This window comes from Gemmatimonadales bacterium (genome assembly GCA_019637315.1).
GTDB lineage: Bacteria > Gemmatimonadota > Gemmatimonadetes > Gemmatimonadales > GWC2-71-9 > SHZU01.
Genome location: JAHBVU010000004.1, coordinates 214,542 through 235,512, shown reverse-complemented (window position 1 = coordinate 235,512; position 20,971 = coordinate 214,542). Strand labels below are relative to the sequence as shown.

Annotated in this window: 15 protein-coding genes; 11 read left to right on the top strand and 4 right to left on the bottom strand. The window is 65.0% G+C overall.

The window, feature by feature from the left end; translation table 11 throughout:
• Positions 1-47: 47 nt before the first annotated feature.
• From KF785_05870 to KF785_05855, 4 genes are all read left to right on the top strand, one after another.
• Complete coding sequence (locus KF785_05870; GenBank protein ID MBX3146279.1) at positions 48-1,175, top strand: efflux RND transporter periplasmic adaptor subunit; 1,128 nt, start codon at positions 48-50, stop codon at positions 1,173-1,175.
• Positions 1,175-4,276 carry an efflux RND transporter permease subunit gene (locus KF785_05865; GenBank protein MBX3146278.1) on the top strand — a complete coding sequence of 1,034 codons (3,102 nt, stop codon included), beginning with the start codon at positions 1,175-1,177 and terminating at the stop codon, positions 4,274-4,276. Before KF785_05870 ends, KF785_05865 begins: the two co-directional genes overlap by 1 nt.
• A 7-nt stretch (positions 4,277-4,283) precedes the next feature.
• The gene (locus KF785_05860) at positions 4,284-5,684 is read left to right on the top strand and encodes an efflux transporter outer membrane subunit (GenBank protein ID MBX3146277.1); all 1,401 of its coding nucleotides are present in this window, start codon (positions 4,284-4,286) and stop codon (positions 5,682-5,684) included.
• Between the two features lie 76 nt (positions 5,685-5,760).
• Positions 5,761-6,918: an ATP-binding protein gene (locus KF785_05855; GenBank protein MBX3146276.1), complete on the top strand. Its 1,158-nt coding sequence runs from the start codon at positions 5,761-5,763 to the stop codon at positions 6,916-6,918.
• 150 nt (positions 6,919-7,068) lie between these two features.
• Here the strand turns inward: KF785_05855 and KF785_05850 are convergent, their stop codons facing one another.
• From KF785_05850 to KF785_05835, 4 genes are all read right to left on the bottom strand, one after another.
• Complete coding sequence (locus KF785_05850) at positions 7,069-8,028, bottom strand: hypothetical protein (protein MBX3146275.1); 960 nt, start codon at positions 8,026-8,028, stop codon at positions 7,069-7,071.
• A complete protein-coding gene (locus tag KF785_05845; GenBank protein MBX3146274.1) occupies positions 7,994-8,596 on the bottom strand; it encodes a hypothetical protein in 603 nt (200 codons plus the stop codon). The genes KF785_05850 and KF785_05845 overlap by 35 nt, the downstream gene beginning before the upstream one ends.
• A 236-nt stretch (positions 8,597-8,832) precedes the next feature.
• On the bottom strand, positions 8,833-9,393 hold the full coding sequence (locus KF785_05840) for a hypothetical protein (protein ID MBX3146273.1): 561 nt from the start codon (positions 9,391-9,393) through the stop codon (positions 8,833-8,835).
• Positions 9,394-9,575: 182 nt separating this feature from the next.
• On the bottom strand, positions 9,576-10,235 hold the full coding sequence (locus KF785_05835) for a hypothetical protein (GenBank protein ID MBX3146272.1): 660 nt from the start codon (positions 10,233-10,235) through the stop codon (positions 9,576-9,578).
• Positions 10,236-11,497: 1,262 nt separating this feature from the next.
• On the opposite strand from KF785_05835, the gene KF785_05830 reads away from it, so the two are divergent.
• The 7 genes from KF785_05830 (at position 11,498) to KF785_05800 (ending at position 20,873) form a co-directional block, all read left to right on the top strand.
• Positions 11,498-13,003, top strand: a complete 1,506-nt coding sequence (locus KF785_05830) for an SAM-dependent DNA methyltransferase (GenBank protein MBX3146271.1) — start codon at positions 11,498-11,500, stop codon at positions 13,001-13,003.
• Positions 12,993-14,105, top strand: coding sequence for a virulence RhuM family protein (locus KF785_05825; GenBank protein MBX3146270.1), 1,113 nt, complete (start codon positions 12,993-12,995; stop codon positions 14,103-14,105). Before KF785_05830 ends, KF785_05825 begins: the two co-directional genes overlap by 11 nt.
• 89 nt (positions 14,106-14,194) lie before the next feature.
• Complete coding sequence (locus KF785_05820; GenBank protein MBX3146269.1) at positions 14,195-15,541, top strand: restriction endonuclease subunit S; 1,347 nt, start codon at positions 14,195-14,197, stop codon at positions 15,539-15,541.
• Positions 15,541-16,107, top strand: a complete 567-nt coding sequence (locus tag KF785_05815; protein ID MBX3146268.1) for a hypothetical protein — start codon at positions 15,541-15,543, stop codon at positions 16,105-16,107. Before KF785_05820 ends, KF785_05815 begins: the two co-directional genes overlap by 1 nt.
• Positions 16,104-17,009 (top strand): DUF4868 domain-containing protein, encoded by a 906-nt coding sequence (locus KF785_05810; protein ID MBX3146267.1) that lies wholly within the window; start codon positions 16,104-16,106, stop codon positions 17,007-17,009. Before KF785_05815 ends, KF785_05810 begins: the two co-directional genes overlap by 4 nt.
• On the top strand, positions 17,002-17,730 hold the full coding sequence (locus KF785_05805) for an abortive infection family protein (protein ID MBX3146266.1): 729 nt from the start codon (positions 17,002-17,004) through the stop codon (positions 17,728-17,730). The genes KF785_05810 and KF785_05805 overlap by 8 nt, the downstream gene beginning before the upstream one ends.
• The gene (locus tag KF785_05800) at positions 17,727-20,873 is read left to right on the top strand and encodes a type I restriction endonuclease subunit R (protein MBX3146265.1); all 3,147 of its coding nucleotides are present in this window, start codon (positions 17,727-17,729) and stop codon (positions 20,871-20,873) included. Before KF785_05805 ends, KF785_05800 begins: the two co-directional genes overlap by 4 nt.
• Positions 20,874-20,971: the final 98 nt, after the last annotated feature.

The following is a 20,971-nucleotide window of genomic DNA, read 5'->3' as shown; positions in this document are numbered from 1 at the left end:
ACCGAGGCAGGCATCAGCCAGTATCACCAGAGAGAGCAGGAAGAGTTATGAGTAACCAAGCAATTGCGAGAATGCCGGGCTGGGTCGGCGGGGCGATCCTGCTGTTGACGATCGGTGGGGGCGGCAGCGCGCTCGCGGCCTGGAAGGTCGCCACGCTCAATGCGTCCTCGGCCGCGGCCGCCGGTCAGCCGGAGCCGATGGAGCTGGTCGCTGCCGCGCCAGCGACGGCCCGGTCGTATCAGCCCACCACGACCGCCATCGGTACGGTGCTGGCGCTGCACTCGGTCACGCTGCGAAACGAAGCCCCCGGTACGGTTCGCCGGGTTCTGCTGACGGCGGGGAAGGTGGTGGAGCCCGGCGCGGTGCTGGTGGCGCTCGACGTGACGGTCGAAACGGCCCAACTCGAGGCGCAGCAAGCGCAGCTGGCACTGGCGCAGACCACCCTGGGCCGGCTCGAGCGGTTGCTGGGCACGCGGGCGGTCTCGGCGGAGGAAGTCGACCGGGCCCGGGCGGAGCGCGATGTGGCCGAGGCGGAAATCGCGCGGATCCGTGCCATCATCGAGCGGAAAACGATTCGGGCGCCGTTCCGGGCGCGGATCGGTCTGTCCAACGTGCATCCTGGCCAGTACCTCTCCGAAGGTACCGAGCTGACCACGCTGCAGAGCGTGGGAGACGAGTCCCACGTCGATTTCACCGTGCCTCAGGATGTGGCCGCGCGGCTCCAAACCGGTGACCCGGTGTTCGTGGCCGTCAACGGCGGCGAGCCAGTTCGCGCTCGCATCGTAGCGGTGGACGCCCGGGTCGACGCGTCCACCCGGAGCACCCTCGTGCGAGCTCGAATCAATGGCGACGCGGGTGCGGTCGCGCCGGGCGCGTCGGTGCGGGTCCGGGTCCCGGTCGGCCCGGCGGTCGAGGCCGTGACGGTGCCCGTGAGCGCGCTCCGCAAGGGACCGAGCGGCGATCATGTCTTCGTGATCGTGACCGGGGCGGACGGCAAGCCTCGGGCGCAGACCCGGGGCGTCAAAGCCGGCGAGGTGCTGGGCGACGAGGTGCTGATCCTCGAAGGCCTCTCGGCCGGTGATCAGGTGGCGGCGTCCGGGGCATTCAAGCTGCGCGAAGGCGTCCTGGTCGCGCTGCAGGGCCCGGCGGCACTGCCGGCAGACGGGAGCGAGTGATGTCAGCCTCACCCCGTCGCGCGATCACGGATCTCTTCATCAAGCATCCGGTGCTCGCGATCGTCGTCAACCTGGCCCTGGTGCTGGTCGGGTGGCGCGCGCTGGCGTCGCTGCCGGTGCAACAGTATCCCCAGCTCGAGAGCACCTCGGTCGTGGTCAGCACGGTTTACTACGGCGCCAGCGCCGAGACGGTGCGTGGCTTCCTGACCACGCCAATCGAGCGCGCCGTCTCGTCGATCGGCGGGGTGGACTACGTCGAGTCCACCAGCCGCGCCGGCGTCAGCACGGTCACCGTGCGGCTCAAGCTCAACTACAGCAGCACGGCCGCGCTCGCGGAGGTGACGGCTCGGCTGCAGCAAGTTCGCTCCGAGCTGCCTCCCGATGCGGAGCCACCGGCGGTCGAGATCCAGCGAACCGATCGGCCGTACGCCTCGTTCTACCTCAGCTTCGCATCGGCTCAGCGGAGCGTGGCCGAGCTGACGGACTGGCTCGGTCGGACGATGCAGCCGCAGCTGGCCACCATCGAGGGGGTTCAGCGGGTCAGCAACAGCGAGGGCGGCCGGCCCATCGCGATGCGGATCTGGATCGATCCGGACCGGCTTGCCGCGAAGAACCTGGCGCCGGGCGATGTCTATGCCGCGCTGCAGCGCAACAACTATCTCGCCGCGGTGGGCCAGACCAAGGGCAACCTGGTGCAGGTCAGCTTGCTGGCCAACACCGACCTGCGCACAGCCGAGGAGTTTGCCGATCTCATCGTTGCCGAGCGGCAGGGAGCCGTGGTGCGGCTGAGCGATGTGGCGCGGGTGGAGCTCGGCGCAGAGGAGGCGACCCTGGTCGCCAAGTACAATGCGCAGGAGGCGGTCTACCTGGGCGTCTGGCCGCTGCCGGGCGCCAACGAAATCGCCGTGGGCGACCGGCTGACGGCCGAGATGGCGCGGCTCGCGCCGACGCTGCCCTCAGATATCGAGATGCAACTCGTCTGGGACGGCACCATGTTCATGCGCGACGCGCTGGGTGAGATCAGCAAGACGCTGATCGAGACCATGCTGATCGTGGCGCTGGTGGTGTTCCTGTTCCTGGGCTCGATCCGCACCACGATCGTGCCGCTGATCGCCATGCCGGTCTCGCTGATCGGGGCCGGGATCGTGATGGCGGCCTTCGGCTTCAGCCTCAACCTGCTCACCATCCTCGCGATCGTGCTTTCGGTTGGCCTCGTGGTCGATGATGCCATCGTGGTGGTGGAGAATGTGGAGCGCCATGTTCGCGCCGGCCGCTCGCGGCTGGAGGCGGCGCTGCTCGGTGCGCGCGAGCTGATCGGTCCGATCATCGCCATGACGGTCACATTGGCCGCAGTCTATACGCCGATCGCGTTCCAGGGTGGTCTGACCGGATCGCTCTTCCTCGAGTTTGCCATCACCCTCGCGGCGGCGGTGGTGCTGTCGGGCGTGGTTGCCGTGACGCTCTCGCCGATCATGAGTGCGCGGCTGGTGCATCCCCAGGGCAAGGAAGGCCGGCTGACGGTGCTGGTGAGCCGCGGCTTCGAGCGGATCCGGGCCGGCTATGCGCGGCTGCTCGATGGCGCGCTCGGCATGCGGTGGGCAATCGTGGCGGGTTCGCTGCTGGTGACGGTGGCAGCCTGGCCGCTCTACCAGTTCTCGCGGAGCGAGCTGGCGCCGGTCGAAGATCAGAGTCACATCAGCCTCTTCTATGAATCGGCGCCGGACGCGACGCTCGCGGCCACCAACCAGGCCTCGCTCGACGTGGTCCGCGCCGTCAATGCGTTTCCCGAGAACCGGTTCATGTGGTCGCTCACCGCCAACTGGGGCGGCTTTGGCGGCTTCGTGGCCAAGGACTGGCGCACCCGGGACCGCTCGACCGAGCAGATGTATGGCGAGGTCTACTGGGCGGTGTCGCAAGTGCCCGGGCTTCGGGTCTTTCCGCGGCTCGACCCGCCGTTGCCGACGCCGGGTCAGTTCGACGTCGAGCTGGTGCTGCAGAGCGACTTGCCGCCCGAGCAGTTCCTCGAGACGGTGAACGCCGTGGTCGGGGCCGGCTGGGCCAGCGGCAAGTTCCTCTACGTCGACACCGACCTCAAGATCGACCTGCCGGAGGCGACCGTCACCATCGATCGCGACCTGGTGGCCGATCTCGGCCTCGATCTCGCCACGATCGGCCGTGAGCTGGGCACCATGCTGGGTGGCGGTTACGTCAATCGGTTCAACTGGTATGACCGGAGCTACAAGGTCATCCCGCAGCTCGGTGAAGAAGATCGCGCCACGGTTGGTCCGCTGCTCGACCTCAAGATCCGCACGCCGAGCGGTGCGCTGGTGCCGGTGTCGAGCTTTACCAAGATCGAGACTCATCCGGCACCGCGGACCCTCAACCGGTTTCAGCAGCGGAACGCGGTGCGGGTCTTCGGCGGGGTGCAGCCTGGGGTGACCAAGGACGAGGGGCTTCGGGTGCTGGAGCAGGCGGCCGCGGCCGTCGCGCCTCCTGGCATGGGCGTCGACTATGCCGGTGAGTCGCGTCAGATCCGGCTCGAGGGCAGCGCCCTCACGGTGACGCTCGGCTTTGCGGTCATCCTGATCTACCTCGTGCTTGCCGCGCAGTTCCAGAGCTTCCGCGATCCGCTGATCGTGCTGCTCGGCTCGGTGCCGCTGGCGATTTCCGGGGCGCTGATCTTCAGCTTCCTCGATCTCACCACGATGAACATCTACTCGCAGGTCGGGTTGATCACGCTGGTTGGCCTGATCGCGAAGAACGGGATCCTGATCGTGGAGTTTGCCAACCGGCTGCGGGACCAGGGGCTCGCGAAGATGGCGGCGCTGCGCGAAGCGACGCTGACCCGGTTCCGGCCGGTGCTGATGACCACCGCAGCGACCGTGTTCGGCCACTTCCCGCTCGTGCTGGTGACGGGCCCGGGCTCCGAGGCGCGCAACAGCATCGGGATCGTACTGGTGGCGGGCATGGCGGTGGGCACGCTGTTCACACTGTTCGTGGTACCCGTCTTCTACTCGCTGATAGCGGCCGAGCGCCGCGCCGTCGTCGACGAGACGGTGCCGGCCGTGCTCGCGCCGGCTGAAGGGATAGCTCATGCGTAGGATATGGATGGCAGCGACCGCCGGCGCCGTGCTCGTGGCGGCGCCGAGCGCAGGAGCCGCGGCGACGGGGACTCGGGCCGTCGCGTCGTGGTCGCCCGCGCCGCTCGGGCGGATGGTAGCAGCACCGGCTCGCGCCGACACGGTGACCGACGCGTTCGGCTTCTGGCAGACGCTGGGCGACACGACCCTGGCTCGACTGACCGAAGAGGCCCTGCGGGCGAGTCCGACTGCACAGCAGGCCGAGGCGCGGGTGCGGCAGGCGCGCGCGGCGCGGTCGCAGGCGGTGCTGGACCTCGTGCCGGAGGTATCGGTGGCCGGGGGCTACACCCGGCAGCGGATTGCGGAGGCGGCGTTCGGCCTGGCCGTGCCCGACCGCGGGCTTTGGGACGCCGAGGTGCGCGCGTCGTGGGAAATCGACGTGTTCGGCCGACTCCGCCGGTCGCTCCGCGGCTACGGCGAGCTCTCGGCCTCGGCGGGTGAGGACTTGCGGGACGTGCACCGGGTGCTGGCCGCTGCGGTGGCCGGGGCGTACTACGAGCTTCGGGGCGCGGAGGACCAGCTTCGGGTGGCGGAGCAGAACGCGGAGAATCAGCGCCGCACGCTGCAGCTCACTCGGGATCGGCTCGAGGCGGGTCGGGGCACCGAGTTCGACACCGAGCGGGCCCGGGCTCAGCTCAGCAGCACCCTGGCAATGATTCCGACCCTGGAGTCGCGGGTCGCGGCGGCGCGGCATCGGATCGGGGTACTGATCGGTCGGGAGCCGCAGACGCTCGGTGCGGAGCTGACCGGGGGCGGGGCGCCGCTGCCCAGCCTTCCTGCGGCGCTCTCGCTGGCTGAGCCGGACGCGCTGGTCCGGGCCCGCCCCGACGTGCGGGCGGCGGAGCGGCGGCTGGCGGCGGAGACGGCCTTCGTCGGGGCGGCCAAGGCCGAGTACCTGCCGAGGCTCAATCTGGGCGGCACGGCGGGGTACACGTCGACCGAGTTCGATGGGCTGACGAAGTCGGGCAGCGGCCGCTATGCGGTGGGGCCGGTGCTCACCTGGCCGGCGCTCAACCTCGGGCGGGTCAAGGCTGGCGTCGATGCGGCGCGCGCGCTCGAGGCGCTGGCCGAGGCGCGGTATCGGCAGACGGTGCTGCTGGCGCGGGAAGAAGTCGAGAGCGGGCTGGTGGCCTACACCAAGGCGAGGGAGCGGCTGGCTCGGCTCGAGGAGGCTGCGGACGCGAGCGGTCGGGCAGCGGAGCTGGCACGGCTTCGGTTCGAAGGCGGAGTGGCGGACTTTCTGCAGGTGCTCGATGCGGAGCGGTCGATGCTGGCGGCGCAGGATCAGCTGGCGCAGGGGCGGACGGAGGCGGTGACGGCCCTGGTGGCGGTATATCGGGCAGTCGGTCAGACAGACGCGATCCGGTGAGCCTCACCGAGGCGGGGAACCGTCATTCGGGAGGCCTGTTGACGACGACACCAAATTTACGGTAAATTTGGTGTCGATGTTTACACGATCTCTGGTTCCGCCCCGTGGATCCTTCTTTCTGTTCGGGCCGCGGGGCACCGGCAAGAGCACCTGGATCCGCTCCCGGTTCGACGACGCCTTCGTCGTCAACCTGCTCATGACGGAGAATACGGTGCGGTATGCGCACGATCCGGCGCTCTTCCGCGCGGCAGTATTGGCACGGCCGAAAACCGACTGGGTCGTGATCGATGAAGTGCAGCGCGTGCCCCGGCTGCTCGACGAGGTGCACTACCTCATGGAGGAAAAGGGCTACCGGAAGTTCGTGCTCACCGGTTCGTCGGCCCGAAAGCTCAGGCGTGGAGCGGCGAACCTGCTCGCCGGCCGCGCGGTTCTGCGCAAGCTTTACCCGCTAACGGCGGCCGAGACGGGCTTCTCGATGCCGGTGGAGCAACGGTTGCGGTACGGTTCCATGCCACTCAGCGTGGTCGCGGAAGACGACGACACCCGCGAGGATTACCTCCGGGCGTACGTGACGACCTACCTTGCCGAGGAGATTCGGGCTGAGGGGCTCGCGCGGGATCTCGGGAGCTTCAGCCGGTTCCTGGAAGTGGCGGCGCTGGCGGCCGGGCAGACCACGAACGTGTCGGGCCTGGCCAGAGACGCCGGCGTCTCGCGCGAAACGGCGCGTGGATATTTCGAAATCCTGGTCGACACGCTGATCGGTGATTGGCTTCCCGCTTACCGCCCGCGGGCCAAGGTCAAGGAGGTCGCGCAATCTAAGTTCTACTGGTTCGATCCGGGCGTGCTGCATGCGGCTGCCGGAGGGTTCGACCAGCCGATGTCCGCCGACTGGGACGGCGTGCTGCTGGAGCATCTGATCCTTCACGAGATACGGGCGTACATGCACTATGCCGGGATCAAGGGCTTTCTCGGCTACTGGGCAACGCCGAGCGGCGGGGAAGTCGATTTCGTGTGGTGGCATGGTAAGAAGATCGTGGCGATCGAGGTGAAATCCGCTCGCCGGTACCGCCGGGAGTACTGTGCCGGGATCCGCGCGCTGAAAGCGGGGATGGCGGCAGATGTTCGAAGCTACGTCGTCTATCGCGGCGACAGTGAACTCGAGGTCGACGGGACTCGTGTCCTGCCGGTCGACACCTTTCTCCGCCGCCTGCACGGCGGTGAGATCCTCAAGTAACGATCATCGGCAGACTGAGAGATTCCTCGGGTGCGGTTCTCAAACTGATCGGTATACCGAATCTGCGCGTTCTCGACCAGCTTGGCGTACTCCCCGCCGAAAGATTGCTCGATCCCGTACCAACACCGGTGAAGGACATCCGGTCTCGTTCTAGGCGTGACTGACCCAGAACCTCGCCAGCGCCTCCGAGGCTGCGGCGAGATCGGCGAGCGTCGAGCCGTCGCTGCTCGACTCGAACGGGTCGATGATCCGATCCCTGCGCAGCGCCGTTCGGTGACGCTTGAGGATCTCGCGTGCGGCGACGTCCCGAGCATACGGTGTGGTGGCGTGTTCGAGCTCGTGATCGTGCCAGGTCGCCACGTCGATGACGAAACGATACCGCTCCCGCCAGTATCCCCAGGCCGGAATGGTGGGGCTTACGCCAAGGATACCGGCCCAAGCCGACGGGTTCCCGCTGAACATCCGGGTGCCCCCATCGGACTCGGCCGTATCGAGGTTGCGGATGAAGCGCGCTCGGGCCAGATCGTCCGCGGCACGGCGAACGGCAGCGGTGGTATAGCCGATGGCGTCTGCAATCATCGTCACACTGGCCCACTCAGGCAGGTGCATGTTGAGGCCGAGAATGAAGCTCAGCACGTCAGCCTTGACGCCAACACCCATGCCCATTCGGAGCTGTACCATCAGGGTGGCCCACGAGGTCAGCCGAGGCTCGACAGCGCGGATCTTATCGGCTCGCTTGCTCAGGGGAGCAGCGTCGGTCGAACTGAGCGAACGCCATCGAGCGTCCCTGGCGTTTCGGACCCGCTCCTGGGCGAGTGACTCGAGGCGCGTCGACACGATTGGCGGCAGGCCGACGCGGAGGTTGCCGAGGCGCTGAATACTGATGACAGCGGAGTTGCGATCGACCCAGGACCAGATAACGTCTGCCAAGCGTCGCTCGTGATCCATCATCCAGAGCGAGGTCAGGATCAGGGCCTCGGGATCGATGGTTGTCCGAGTCGGGGCACCGCTGGACACGGTTGCACCGAGCGTTCCCCACTGGCGCCAAATAACCTCCAGGGTTGCCTGGCGCAGGCTAGCGGCGAAGTCGATCGCGATACTGTTGGGCATGAGAAACCACGTTGGAAACGGTTCTGCCGAAGTCGACGCCAGGATCCTGACTCCTGACCCAGCTTGCGGCCGCTGCGAGTTCGCCGTCGGTTGGACGGAGGGCAATCAGGTCCTGGAAATGCACGCTCGAAGGGCCGCGATCGTCGGCGGCTGCGTACAGCTTGAAGAAGATCAGATCGTAGCGATCGACGATGCCGACCCAGAGTGCGCCGCCATACAGTCGCCAGTGAACACGACCCTCGAGGCCTGGTGGCAGACCTGTCTGCCACTGAGAAGCAGGACCGGTGTTGAGCCAGTGAGGGTCCAATCCTAAGTCTTTTGCGACGATGGCAGCGGCATTCGAGAGGGCCGCTGGGAGGGGCTCCTCGGGCGGGCCCAGCTCGATCGCTCCGCGAGTGTCAGGCGGCTTGCCGAAGGCTAAGATGTCCACGTCGGTGGTGGCACGCGAAACGAGCCCGAGCAGGTTCAGGGCTGACCCGCCGATGACGGCAATTCGGAAATTGACCTGGCGCGCCGCGAGCAGCTCTCCCACCAGCTGGAGCGCCCGCTCGATGTCCGAAGGGAGCATGTGGGACCTTGTGGCTTGTAGTCAGCTCATCGCGATATATAATATATCGTTACTGACAATATTATCAATAGTATATGCCGTATTATGGTTGTGCAAGGGAACAATTGGTAGCCAACGAAGGCGACTTGGAGAGGGGTGAGGTGCTTAAGTATGAGAGGCGGCAGATTCACGGGAGGCCAGCTGAGTGCGCCGGTCAGGCGGCTGGCCCAGGCCTGCAGGTCGATGGTGCAGGTCAGCTACCACCTCAGGGCAAACGTCAACCCCACGCTGCTCTGAGGTGTCGGCCCCACGCGGAAAGTCGACTCAGGCAGCGGTACGATTGCCCATTGGTCACCTTCGCCTAGCGACCCGATGATCAACCCTACCAGCGCGCCCACAGCACCGAGCACCAGTGCGCCTCCCGCCATCGCTTGTCCTACTGGCATCGTGTAGTAGCAGCCGCCGGCAGCACAGTCCTCGTGTGCGGTCGCGCCCAGCATTGCTCCTGCGGCGCCTCCGGCCAGGGCGCCGTACAACGCACCTCGGCCCGCCCGCGACTTCCGGCCCATGCTGACGTCCACGAGCGCGATCGCGGCCGCGGGCACTCGCACCGTGTCGGCGGCGGCCCCAGGCTTGATGTCCCTGGTCAGGACAACCGTGGTGTCCCAGGAAATCAGGGTTCCGCTGGTGCGGAGGGTGTCGGCTTTGGTGGGGTGGGTGTAGATGAGGCGCACTCGTTGCCCGGGCGCGACGCTCTGGGCGGCGATCCATGCGACCGGGGTCGCAAGCAGGATGAGTAACGCGGCGAGGGCTCGCATGCGTCTGCCCTTGATATGGCGCTCGGACGCGGTGGCCGCAAGGGTGGAGGGCCGGATCCCGAAAAAGGGGGTATGGCGTTGTTCGCCGAGGGGCTACTGCCGGTCCGTCCGGAAACGACGAAGGGCGAACGCAGAGGTGGCGTTCGCCCTTCGTGGCTTACGGAGCCAGCTGAGTATGCCGGTCATGCGGCTGGCGCTTCCGGCTTGGGTCGGTTGAGCGGCCAGGCCACGTTCCGGGCGCTGGCCCAGGCTCCTTTGAGCGAGGGTGCCTCACGGAACCGGTAGAGCATCATGCCGTCGAGCTGGCGGACCATGGCAATCAGCTCCGAGCCCAGGCCGGCGAGTTCGAGCCGGGCACCGGTGTGGGTCATCCGCGCCGAGGTGATCTCGGTGGTGATGCGATCGAACTCGGCCAGCCCTTGCTCGAGTTCCGCCGGGATCCGCTCGATTAGACCGTAGCGATCGAGCAGATCGCGGTGCCGGGTGACGACGGCCGCGATGTTGCCGGCCGCGGCGCGGAACTCCCGGTCGCTGGGCTGGCGCGGCATGCGGACCTGGCCGCGCAGTTCCGGCAGCTCCTTGGCCGCGGCGGTGCCGATCCGCTGGATGTGGCGCAGTGCCTCGCGGCGGAGCCGGGTGCGGACGGCGTGCTTGTGCTGGACGGACGCCGCCCGGAGGGTTTCGCCGCGATCGACCTCGGCCACCAGGTCGAGGGCGCGGGCGACGCGCTCTTCGAACTGGGCGGTGACGGCAATGCCGTTGGCCGACTCGAAGGGGTTGGCGCGGAGGAAGTCGCGCACCCGCACTGCCATGTCGACCTTGATCCGTAACTCGTTTCGCATACGACTACTCCTTTCCCATCTGCTTGGCTGGCACCCGACCGCGGCGGGTGTGCCCTTCGTGCGGGGGCAAGGTACCGCCGGGCTCCGCGGCTGCCGGGGCGGTCGAGGGGGTGGATGCGAGGGGCGTGCCAGGTGGGCAGAACCGCCTCGATGCTGGTGAACTGGATGCGAGGCCTAGTTGTCTGGGCATGAGGGCGGATGGGCGCGGTCGGGGAAAGTGTCGTGGGCGGGTCGGGGGTGATGGTTGGTGCGCGGGTGGGGCTGACGCGGTGGCGGACCGCGATGGTCGGTGTAACGGCGGGGCTGAAGGACCGGGGAATGGGGCTGCGGAGCGGGCGGGTCGCGCGGTTCGGTTTGGGATCGTAACTCGTGCTGCGGGAAGGGGTTGGGGGTCTGGCGTGAGGGTGGTTGGTGGGGTGGGAAGCTGGGCTGGTCGGGGTGGGTCCTGGACGATGTGCACAGCTGGACACGGGGCTGGGAGGGGCGCTGTCGGACCCATGGGATAGATTGGGGGAGGTGGGTGGTCGATGGTTTCGGACGTGGGCACGGGTCCATGAGCGTGATACGGTGGGGAGGGATGCGGAGGAAGTGTCATCGTTCGAGGACGCTTGGTGGACAGCGAAGGACAGTTGGATCGGCATGGTAACGGAACGGGGGCGAAGCCTACGTATCCTGTGGGGGTGAGGGCAACAGGTCGGCGAACGTTGTCCACGACGGTGCGCTGGTCTATAATCGGATGACCCCCACGATGGCGTAGGGCGGCAGGCGGCAGATGGTGGCTCTGCTAAGGTGACGAGGCTGACCGACGATTGAACTAGGGTAGGGCCCCGACTCTTCAGGTTCTCTGCACCGGGCGATCACCAGGAGCAGCTCTCCGTGTCAAGTTCTTCAGCCTTCGGCTTGGCTCGAAATCGAAGTCTTCATCGCGGGGGCAGAAGGCCTTCACCGAATCTCTGCCGACACGCTCGATTCCCTCATTATCAAGAACCTCGAACAACAGTCGGGGCGACGAACGTGACGTCGTGACCGTGTTGGTGACGTTTGGCCGGAACCAGTATGGGAAAGTCTATCAACCGTTTGGTGCAGTCAGCGCGGCGCGCGGCGGCTTAACGTGTTATTTACCCAGGCTCGCGACGGGCCCCTGACGTCCGGTACGTTGTACTAACTGGTTAGAGAGGTTGTCCTTGGCGAAGCGTACGCCCAAGTCGCGGAAGGCGGACTCGACCGGTGCCACAGTTGGCTATGAGGCCGATCTGTGGCAAATGGCCGATACCCTGCGCGGTTCGATGGATGCGGCGGAATACAAGCACGTTGTGCTGGGCCTCATCTTTCTCAAATACATCTCGGATGCGTTCGAAGAGCACCATGCCAAGCTCGTGGCGGAGCGGGGCCAGGGTGCCGATCCCGAGGACCCGGATGAGTATCGCGCTCAGAACATCTTCTGGGTGCCGCCGGAGGCTCGCTGGCAGCACCTGAAGGCGCAGGCTCGTCAGAGCACCATCGGCCAGCTTGTCGACGATGCCATGGCCGGCATCGAGCGCGACAACGTTGCGCTCAAGGGCGTGCTGCCGAAGGATTATGCTCGGCCGGGGCTCGACAAGACTCGGCTGGGTCAGCTGATCGACATGATCAGCAACATCAAGATTGGTGACGAGGCGAGTCGGGCCAAAGACGTGCTCGGCCGCGTCTACGAGTACTTCCTCTCACAGTTTGCGAGCGCGGAGGGTAAGAAGGGCGGCGAGTTCTACACGCCGCGTTGCGTCGTCAAGCTGCTGGTGGAGATGATCGAGCCGTATCGCGGCCGTGTCTACGATCCTTGCTGCGGCTCGTCGGGGATGTTCGTGCAATCGGTCGAGTTCATCCGGGCGCACAGCAAGGGCAACGGCAACGGGGGCAAGGCCAAGGCGGACATCTCGATCTACGGCCAGGAGTTCAACTACACCACCTGGCGGTTGGCCAAGATGAACCTGGCCATCCGGGGCATCGACGGCCAGATCGGGCATGGCGACACGTTCCACAACGACCGCCACCCTGATCTCAAAGCCGACTATATCTTGGCGAACCCGCCGTTCAACGTCTCCGACTGGGGTGGCGAGCGGCTGGCGGGCGACAAGCGCTGGCAGTACGGCACGCCGCCCAAGGGCAATGCCAACTACGCCTGGGTGCAGCACATCGTGCATCACCTGGCGCCGACGGGTGTTGCTGGCTTCGTGCTCGCGAACGGTTCGATGTCGTCGAACCAGTCGGGCGAGGGTGAGATTCGCAAGAATCTGATCGAGGCCGACTTGGTGGACTGCATGGTGGCGCTGCCTGGGCAGCTCTTCTACTCGACGCAGATTCCGGCCTGCCTGTGGTTTCTGGCGCGCGACCGGAAGAATGGCAAATTCCGCGATCGTCGCGGGCAGGTCCTCTTCATCGATGCTCGCAAGCTTGGCCGGATGGTGGATCGGACCCATCGCGAGCTGACCGACGAGGACGTTGCCAGAATCGCCGACACCTACCATGCCTGGCGTGGCGAGCAGGAGGCGGGCGAGTACGCCGACATTGCGGGCTTCTGCAAGAGCGCCTCGCTGGAGGAGGTGCGGAAGCATGGCCATGTGCTCACGCCCGGCCGCTACGTCGGCGCCGAGGCGCAGGAGGACGACGGCGAGCCGTTCGACGAGAAGATGAAGCGGCTCACCGCGTTGCTCCGCGAGCAGCAGGCGGAGGCCGCGAAGCTCGATGCGGCCATTGCCGCCAACCTGAAGGAGCTTGGGTATGGCGGGTGAGTCCGAGGCTCCCCCGCCGGGGCAGCTCGTCATCTATGAGGATGGGGCGACCCGTCTGCAGGTGCGGATCGAGGGGCGCACGGTCTGGCTTTCCCAGCGCCTGATCGCCGAGCTGTATCAGGTCTCCGTTCCGACCGTAAACGAGCATCTGGCAGGCATTTACGGGGACGGTGAGCTGACTTCTGAGGCAACTATTCGGAGTTTCCGAATAGTTCAACGGGAGGGAAAGCGGGACGTATCCCGCGCCATCGAGCATTACAGCCTCGATGCCATTCTGGCGGTTGGTTACCGGGTGCGGTCGCACCGGGGTACGGTGTTCCGCCAGTGGGCCACGGCTCGGCTGGGCGAGCTGCTGATCAAGGGATTTACGCTCGACGACGAGCGTCTGAAGGAAGGGCGCACGCTCGGCGCGGACTATTTCGACGAGCTGCTCGAGCGGATTCGGGACATCCGCGCGTCGGAGCGGAGATTCTACCAGAAGATCACCGACATCTACGCCACCAGCGTGGACTATGATCCTGCGCAGCCGATCAGTCAGACTTTCTTTGCGACTGTCCAGAACAAGCTGCACTGGGCGATTCACGGACGTACCGCGGCGGAGGTAATCGCGGATCGCGCCGACGCGTCCCGCCCGAATATGGGGCTGACGACGTGGAAGAACGCGCCTGGCGGACCGATTCGCCGTGCCGACGTCACGGTGGCGAAGAACTATCTCAGCGAAGAAGGGATTCGCGAGCTCAACCGCGTGGTGACGATGTACCTCGACTTTGCCGAGGACCAGGCGAGGCGCAGGCGCCCGATGCACATGGCTGAATGGGTGGTGCGGCTGGATGCGTTCCTCCAGTTCAATGAGCGCGACGTCCTGACTCATGCCGGACGCATCTCGCACCAGCTTGCCGAGCAGCACGCCTACGCGGAGTTCGAGAAGCATGTGGTCGAGCAGCGACGGCTGGAAGCGGAACATCCGACGAGCGATTTCGATCAGGTTGTCGAAGAGGCTAAGCGGCTGAAAACGGGGACAGGAGCCGCGAAGGCGATGGCGAAGAAGGCCGCGAAGGAGAAGCCGGCCCGGGGTCGCAAGCCGAAGGGAAGGGGCGCGTGATCGTGACGTGCTGTGAATCGACGGTGGAGCTTGGCATCACCTGCCTAACGGGGAAGCAAGCGGCTACCGCGAAATGAGGGAGCGTGGAAATGGCGGTTGAGCAGTTACTCGGGTCCGCGCCGGATGGCTGGGAGTACAAATCACTCGGCGCCGCCTGCCAAGGCGGAGGCGGGAGTATCCAGACTGGTCCCTTTGGCAGCCAGCTTCATGCATCCGACTACGTACCCGTGGGCATCCCGTCGATCATGCCACAAAACATCGGCGACAATAGGATCGTCGAGGATGGGATCGCACGCATTACCCCGAAGGACGCTCAACGCCTGAGTCGGTACCTCGTGCAAGCGGGCGACATCGTTTACAGCCGACGAGGAGATGTCGAGCGCCGCGCGCTGGTGCGGGATCACGAGACTGGCTGGCTGTGCGGGACCGGCTGCCTTCGGGTTCGCCTTGGCAAGCAGGGCGCCGACCCACGCTACGCTTCCTACTACCTCGGACATCCCGATGTTCGCGAGTGGATCGTCCGCCATGCTCATGGCGCAACGATGCCGAATCTGAACACGTCGATTCTTGCTGCGTGTCCATTCTTGGAACCGCCGCTTATCGAACAACGCGCCATCGCCCACATCATCGGCACGCTGGACGACAAGATCGAGCTGAACCGGCGGATGAGCGAGACGCTGGAAGCGATGGCGCGGGCGCTCTTCAAGTCGTGGTTCGTGGACTTCGACCCCGTCCGCGCCAAGGCCGAAGGCCGCGACCCCGGTCTTCCCCAGCCCCTCGCCGACCTTTTCCCGGACCGCCTCGTCGACTCCGAACTCGGCGAGATCCCGGAGGGGTGGGAGGTGGGTACGCTTGCAGATGTGGCGGCTCTGAATCCAGAGGTGTGGTCGAAGCAGACTCGCCCTCCGGAAATCAGCTATGTCGACCTTTCCAATACGAAGTGGGGTCGTATTGAGGCGGTTACGTCTCATGAGGCAGCCGCGGCCCCCAGCCGAGCACAGAGAGTTCTTCGGCCAGGAGACACGATCGTCGGGACCGTGCGCCCGGGAAACGGCTCGTACGCATTCGTCTCCGAAGATGGGCTGACAGGAAGCACGGGTTTTGCTGCTCTTCGGCCCACGGCGACCTGGCACGCGGAATTCGTGTATCTCGCCGCCACGGCGCCCGACAACATCGACGCGCTTGCCCATCTCGCCGACGGCGCGGCCTACCCCGCGGTTCGGCCCGAGGTCGTTGCGGCGACTCCGATCGTGCGCCCAACTAGCGAACTGTCTGTCCATTTCTGTCGCGCTGCGCGTCCTCTCGTGGCGCGGACCTGTCAGAATGAGCGCGAGTTCCGCACTCTGGCCGCCTTGCGTGACGGCCTGCTGCCTAAGCTCGTATCAGGCGAGCTGCGAATAGACGACGTGGAGAAGGTCGTCGGGAGAGTCGTGTGATGACAGTCGTATCCCACAGCGAGGGCCTGAAGACCGCACGGCTTCTGATGGTGCTGAGTAGCATCTCACCGCTCTTCATTCTGTGGGCGATTCGCGGGAACAGTCTCATTCCGGATCGTTGGTTCATCAGTTTCTGTGCGGTAATGGTGGTCGTGCCAAACGTTTTCCTCTGGCTCCGTATCCGCATCGCGAGGAAGCAGGCTGACAAACGCGAGCTTACAGTTGGGACGGCGGACGACCATCGCGACCACATTCTTGTCTACCTCTTCGCGATGTTGCTGCCGTTCTATTCTGAAGACTTGGGTACGTGGCGCGACCTCGGTGCGACGGTCGCCGCACTGGCGTTCATCGTGTTCTTGTTCTGGCATCTGAACCTGCATTACATGAACCTGATCTTCGCAGCGCGTGGCCTTCGCGTCTTCACCGTCTATCCCCCGACCGACGGCAACCCGCTCACCGGCAAGACCCGCCACGCCGTCATCACGCGGCGGGTCAACCTTGCCCCCGGTGACCGGATCGTCGCCTATCGGCTGAGCGACACGGTATATCTGGAGGCCGAGGCATGAAGCTGGAGTTCGATCTAGGAGACGTAACACTCACGGAGTTCGGCGTCGGGCGGGATGACGGTGATGCGCAGACCTTTGTCGCGGTACCGGTGGACGCGGACGTGCAGCGCGCGCTCCGCGAGATGGTGCATGAAACCTGGGAAGCCTTGCAAAAGGTCGAGGATGGGCCGGCGAAGTACGAACCGTCGGAGAAACATGGGAGCACAGATTTTCTCTATCTGACCCTGACGGATGACATGGCTTCCTCCGTTCGCGGGCTGCACGAGGCGACCAATCTAGACATCGTGAGCAGTGCGTTGGATGAACCGGCCGACGTGTTCTGCTACTACGTGCGGCTGACCGACAAGAAGAAACGCCGATTGACCGCTCTCCGACGCGCGTCGCAGTTTAAGGGGGTTCTCCGGAAGCGCCTGATCCGCTTCGTCTCAGATTCTCTAAAGATGATATCCGACGACGTCTTCAAGCTGGACAGTGATTTCGACCTCCTCGTCGATTCGGCCCACGTGCACATCTTGCGGCCAAGCGGTTTCGAGTTCGTCAGCAAGCTGCAGCACGCGGTCCTTGAGGCTGTTCCGGAGAACATCAAAGCGATCCGTAAGGATCTCCCATTCGTGGAGTTTGACGGTGTCGAGTCCTACGCGCGCAAACGTCCGCGGGCTGCGCGCTACCTTGCCTCGATCCTGGGTCAGACGGATACCAAGAGGATCGACAAGTCGCTCCTGAAGAGGCTTTGCAATCAAACGGGCGTTGAGGTTTCCGAAACAAAGGGAAGGATTGTCATCACGAATGGCCACGAGATGGGGTTTCTCGAAGTCCTCGACCGGCGTCGGTATGAGGTGAGTCTCGTAAGAGAGCAGTCTGAGCGTTACCGCGCGGCAAGCCTAAGGAAGATCAATGGCTAGCGCCAGCGCGGAACGGGGACGGGCCGCCGTGGCCCACACTTCGCCGTTTGTCATGCACGGGGCCCGTGATGCGGTAGCTTGTGGCTTGGTGCACATCGAACAACAGGTCTATGCGCTCGAACTGGCGGTAGCAGAGAACCCCGGACTCGCTTTCGATCTTGCCAAGACACTGGTAGAAAGCGTCTGCCGAGCGGTATTGGGCGAGCGGTCGATTGTGTTCGACGATGCGGATGACCTGCCCAAGCTATTTAAGGCGGCATCGAATCACCTTCCGTTTCTACCAGCATCTGCGAGCGATGCTGTCGAGACCCGAAGAAGTCTTGCACAGACTCTGAATGGCTTGAGTTCAGCGGTTCAGGGCATCTGCGAGCTGCGGAATCAGTGCGGTTTTGCGTCCCATGGGGCGGGCACTCCGCGTCCGTTGATGGAGTCGATACAAGCCCTGCTCGCCGCCGAGGCCGCAGATACGATTGTGGGCTTTCTGCACCGCGTCCACCGTCAGGATCGGCTGCCCCCGCCTTCCGCGCGAGCGTTGTATAACGAGAACGAAGCCTTCAACGAATCGGTCGATGGGACTTACGGCCCCATCCAGATTCTCGAGATCGAGTTCAGGGCCAGCGAAATCCTGTTTGAGATGGAGCCCGAGAGCTATCGAATCTACGCGACCGGGTTTGACGAGCTGGGGGCCGATTCAGATACGCCCGTGGAGGCTGAAGAGTGACAAACCACGGCGTCACCGAACTTGTCGTCGAACAGGCCGCCCTCGCCTGGTTCGAAGCAACCGGCTGGCAGATTGGCCATGGGCCTGAGATCGCGCCCGACATCACGACGGGGGAGCGTGCGGGGTTTGACGAAGTCATGCTGGGCCAGCGATTACGCGATGCGCTAGCACGCCTGAATCCTGAGCTGCGCCCTGAGGCACTCGAGGACACCGTCCGCAAGTTGCGGCGGCTTGACGGTGCCAATCTTGTCCAGCGCAACCGATCGCTCCACAGGCTGCTGGTGGACGGGGCTGCGGTGGAGTACCGGGATGCTGAAGGCGCGATCCGTGGTGCCCAGGCGCGAATCATCGACTTCGACAACCCCGCAAACAACGACTGGCTGGCCGTCAACCAATTCGCCGTTGTCGAGAACAAGCGCAGCAGGCGACCAGACGTGGTGCTGTTCGTCAATGGGCTGCCCCTAGCACTGCTCGAACTCAAGAACGCTGCCAACGAGAACGCCACGGCAGCCGCAGCCTTCCAGCAGCTCCAGACCTACAAGGCCGAAATTCCGAGCCTGTTTGCGTTCAATGTTGTTCTGATTGCGTCCGATGGCATCGAAGCTCGTGTGGGCACACTTACCGCCGGGCGGGAGTGGTTCAAGCCGTGGCGTACGATTTCTGGCGAAGTCCTCGCCGACAAGATGCTGCCTGAGGTTCAGGTCGTCATCGAGGGGCTTCTGGCGCCGAGGCGGTTCCTCGATCTGATCCGCGACTTCGTCGTCTTCGAGAACGACGGCAGCGGCCGGATCGTTAAGAAGATGGCAGGCTACCACCAGTTCCACGCTGTGCAGGTAGCGGTCCGCGAGACGCTGCGCGCTGCCGAGCTGGTGGAGTTGGGGCGATTATCGGACAACATTGGGCGCTACGAATCGGGCCTCAAGCCAGGCGGCGACCGCGGCGATCGTCGTGTCGGTGTCGTGTGGCACACGCAGGGTTCGGGGAAGAGCCTGACGATGGCCTTCTACGCCGGGCGGATCATCCGAGAACCGGCGATGGGCAACCCGACCCTGGTCGTGCTGACCGACCGGAACGATCTCGATGACCAGCTCTTCGAAACCTTCTCCCACTGCCAGGATCTGCTTCGTCAGCCGCCGGTACAAGCCGAGAGTCGTGCGCACCTGCGCGAGCTGCTGGCCGTCCAATCGGGTGGCGTGGTGTTTACGACGATCCACAAGTTCTTTCCCGAGGAGAAGGGCGACCGTCACCCGACGCTCTCCGACCGCCGCAATGTCGTGGTGATTGCCGACGAGGCGCACCGCAGTCAGTACGATTTCATCGACGGCTACGCGCGCCACATGCGCGATGCGCTACCGAACGCCTCGTTCATCGGCTTCACCGGCACGCCGATCGAGCTGCAGGATGCCAACACCCGCGCCGTGTTCGGCGACTACATCAGCATCTACGACATTCAGCGTGCCGTCGAGGACGGCGCGACGGTGCCGATCTATTACGAGAGCCGGCTTGCCAAACTGAAGCTCGATGAGCAGGAACGTCCGACCATTGATCCCGACTTCGAGGAAGCGACCGAAGGCGAGGAGGTCGACCGCAAGGAGAAACTCAAGACTAAGTGGGCGCAGCTCGAGGCGGTGGTGGGTTCCGAGAAGCGGATCGCGATCGTGGCGCGCGATATCGTCGAGCATTTCGAGAAGCGGCTCGAGGTCATGGACGGCAAGGCGATGGTTGTCTGCATGAGCCGCCGGATCTGTATTGCCCTCCACGATGAGATCGTGAAGCTCCGACCGGAGTGGGCCCGTGACGAGGACGATCGCGGCGCGGTCAAAGTCGTGATGACCGGTTCGGCTTCGGACCCCGCCGAATGGCAGCGTCACATTCGTAACAAGCCTCGGCGTGAGGCGCTGGCGAAGCGCTTCCGAAGCGCGACCGATCCGCTTCGGCTCGTCCTGGTGCGCGACATGTGGCTCACCGGGTTCGATGCGCCGAGCATGCATACGATGTACCTGGATAAGCCGATGCGCGGGCACGGCCTGATGCAGGCGATTGCCCGGGTCAATCGGGTTTTCAAAGACAAGCCGGGCGGCCTCGTGGTCGACTACCTGGGCTTGGCGCACGAGCTGAGGCAGGCGCTTGCCACGTACACGGAGAGCGGCGGCACGGGACAGACCGCGCTCGATCAGGACGAGGCCGTGGCCGTGATGCTCGAGAAGTACGAGATCTGTAGCGGGCTGTTCCACGGGTTCGACTGGTCGAAGTGGACGACGGGCACACCGCAGGAGCGGCTCGGCCTGCTGCCGGCAGGTCAGGAGCACATCCTCGCCCAGGAGGACGGCAAGGATCGGTGTGTCCGGGCGGTTCGCGAACTCTCCCAGGCTTTCGCGCTGGCCGTGCCGCATCGGGAGGCGCTCCGGGTTCGGGATGATGTCGCGTTCTTCCAGGCGGTGCAGGCGGTGCTCGCGAAGCGGGCGCCCGGTGATGCTCGACCCGAGGAGGATCTCGACCAGGCGGTACGGCAGATCATCTCGCGCGCGGTGGCACCGGAGGGCGTGATCGACATCTTCGCGGCGGCGGGGCTTGAGAAGCCGGACATCTCGATCTTGTCGGATCAGTTCCTCGCCGAGGTGCGCGGCATGCCCCAGCGTAACCTGGCGGTGGAGCTGTTGCGGAAGCTGCTTCTGGGTGAAGTGCGCGGCCGGCGGCGCAAGAACGTGGTGCAGGCGCGCTCGTTCGCCGAGATGCTGGAGCAGACGGTTAGGAAATATCAGAATCGGGCTATCGAGGCAGCGCAGGTTATCGAGGAGCTGATCCAGCTCGCCAAGGAGATGCGCGAAGCCAATGCGCGCGGGGAGCAGTTGGGCCTGACCGAGGATGAACTGGCATTCTACGACGCGCTGGAGACGAATGACAGCGCCGTAAAGGTGCTTGGGGATGACACGCTACGCGGGATCGCACGTGAGTTAGTTGAGACAGTGCGAAAGAATGTGACGATCGACTGGACACTGCGTGAGAACGTGCGGGCGCAGCTGCGGGTGTTGGTGAAGCGGATTCTTCGGAAGTACGGCTATCCACCGGACCTGCAGGAGAAGGCAACGCAGACGGTCCTAGAACAAGCGGCATTGCTGTCCGCCGAGTGGGCAGCAGCATAGGATCGGTCCCGGAGTAGCATCGCGCAGGGGCAAGGCGTGGTGCCCAGCTTCACTGTCGGCGCGGCCGGATGGACGCACTCCTCGTCGGTGCCTCCAGC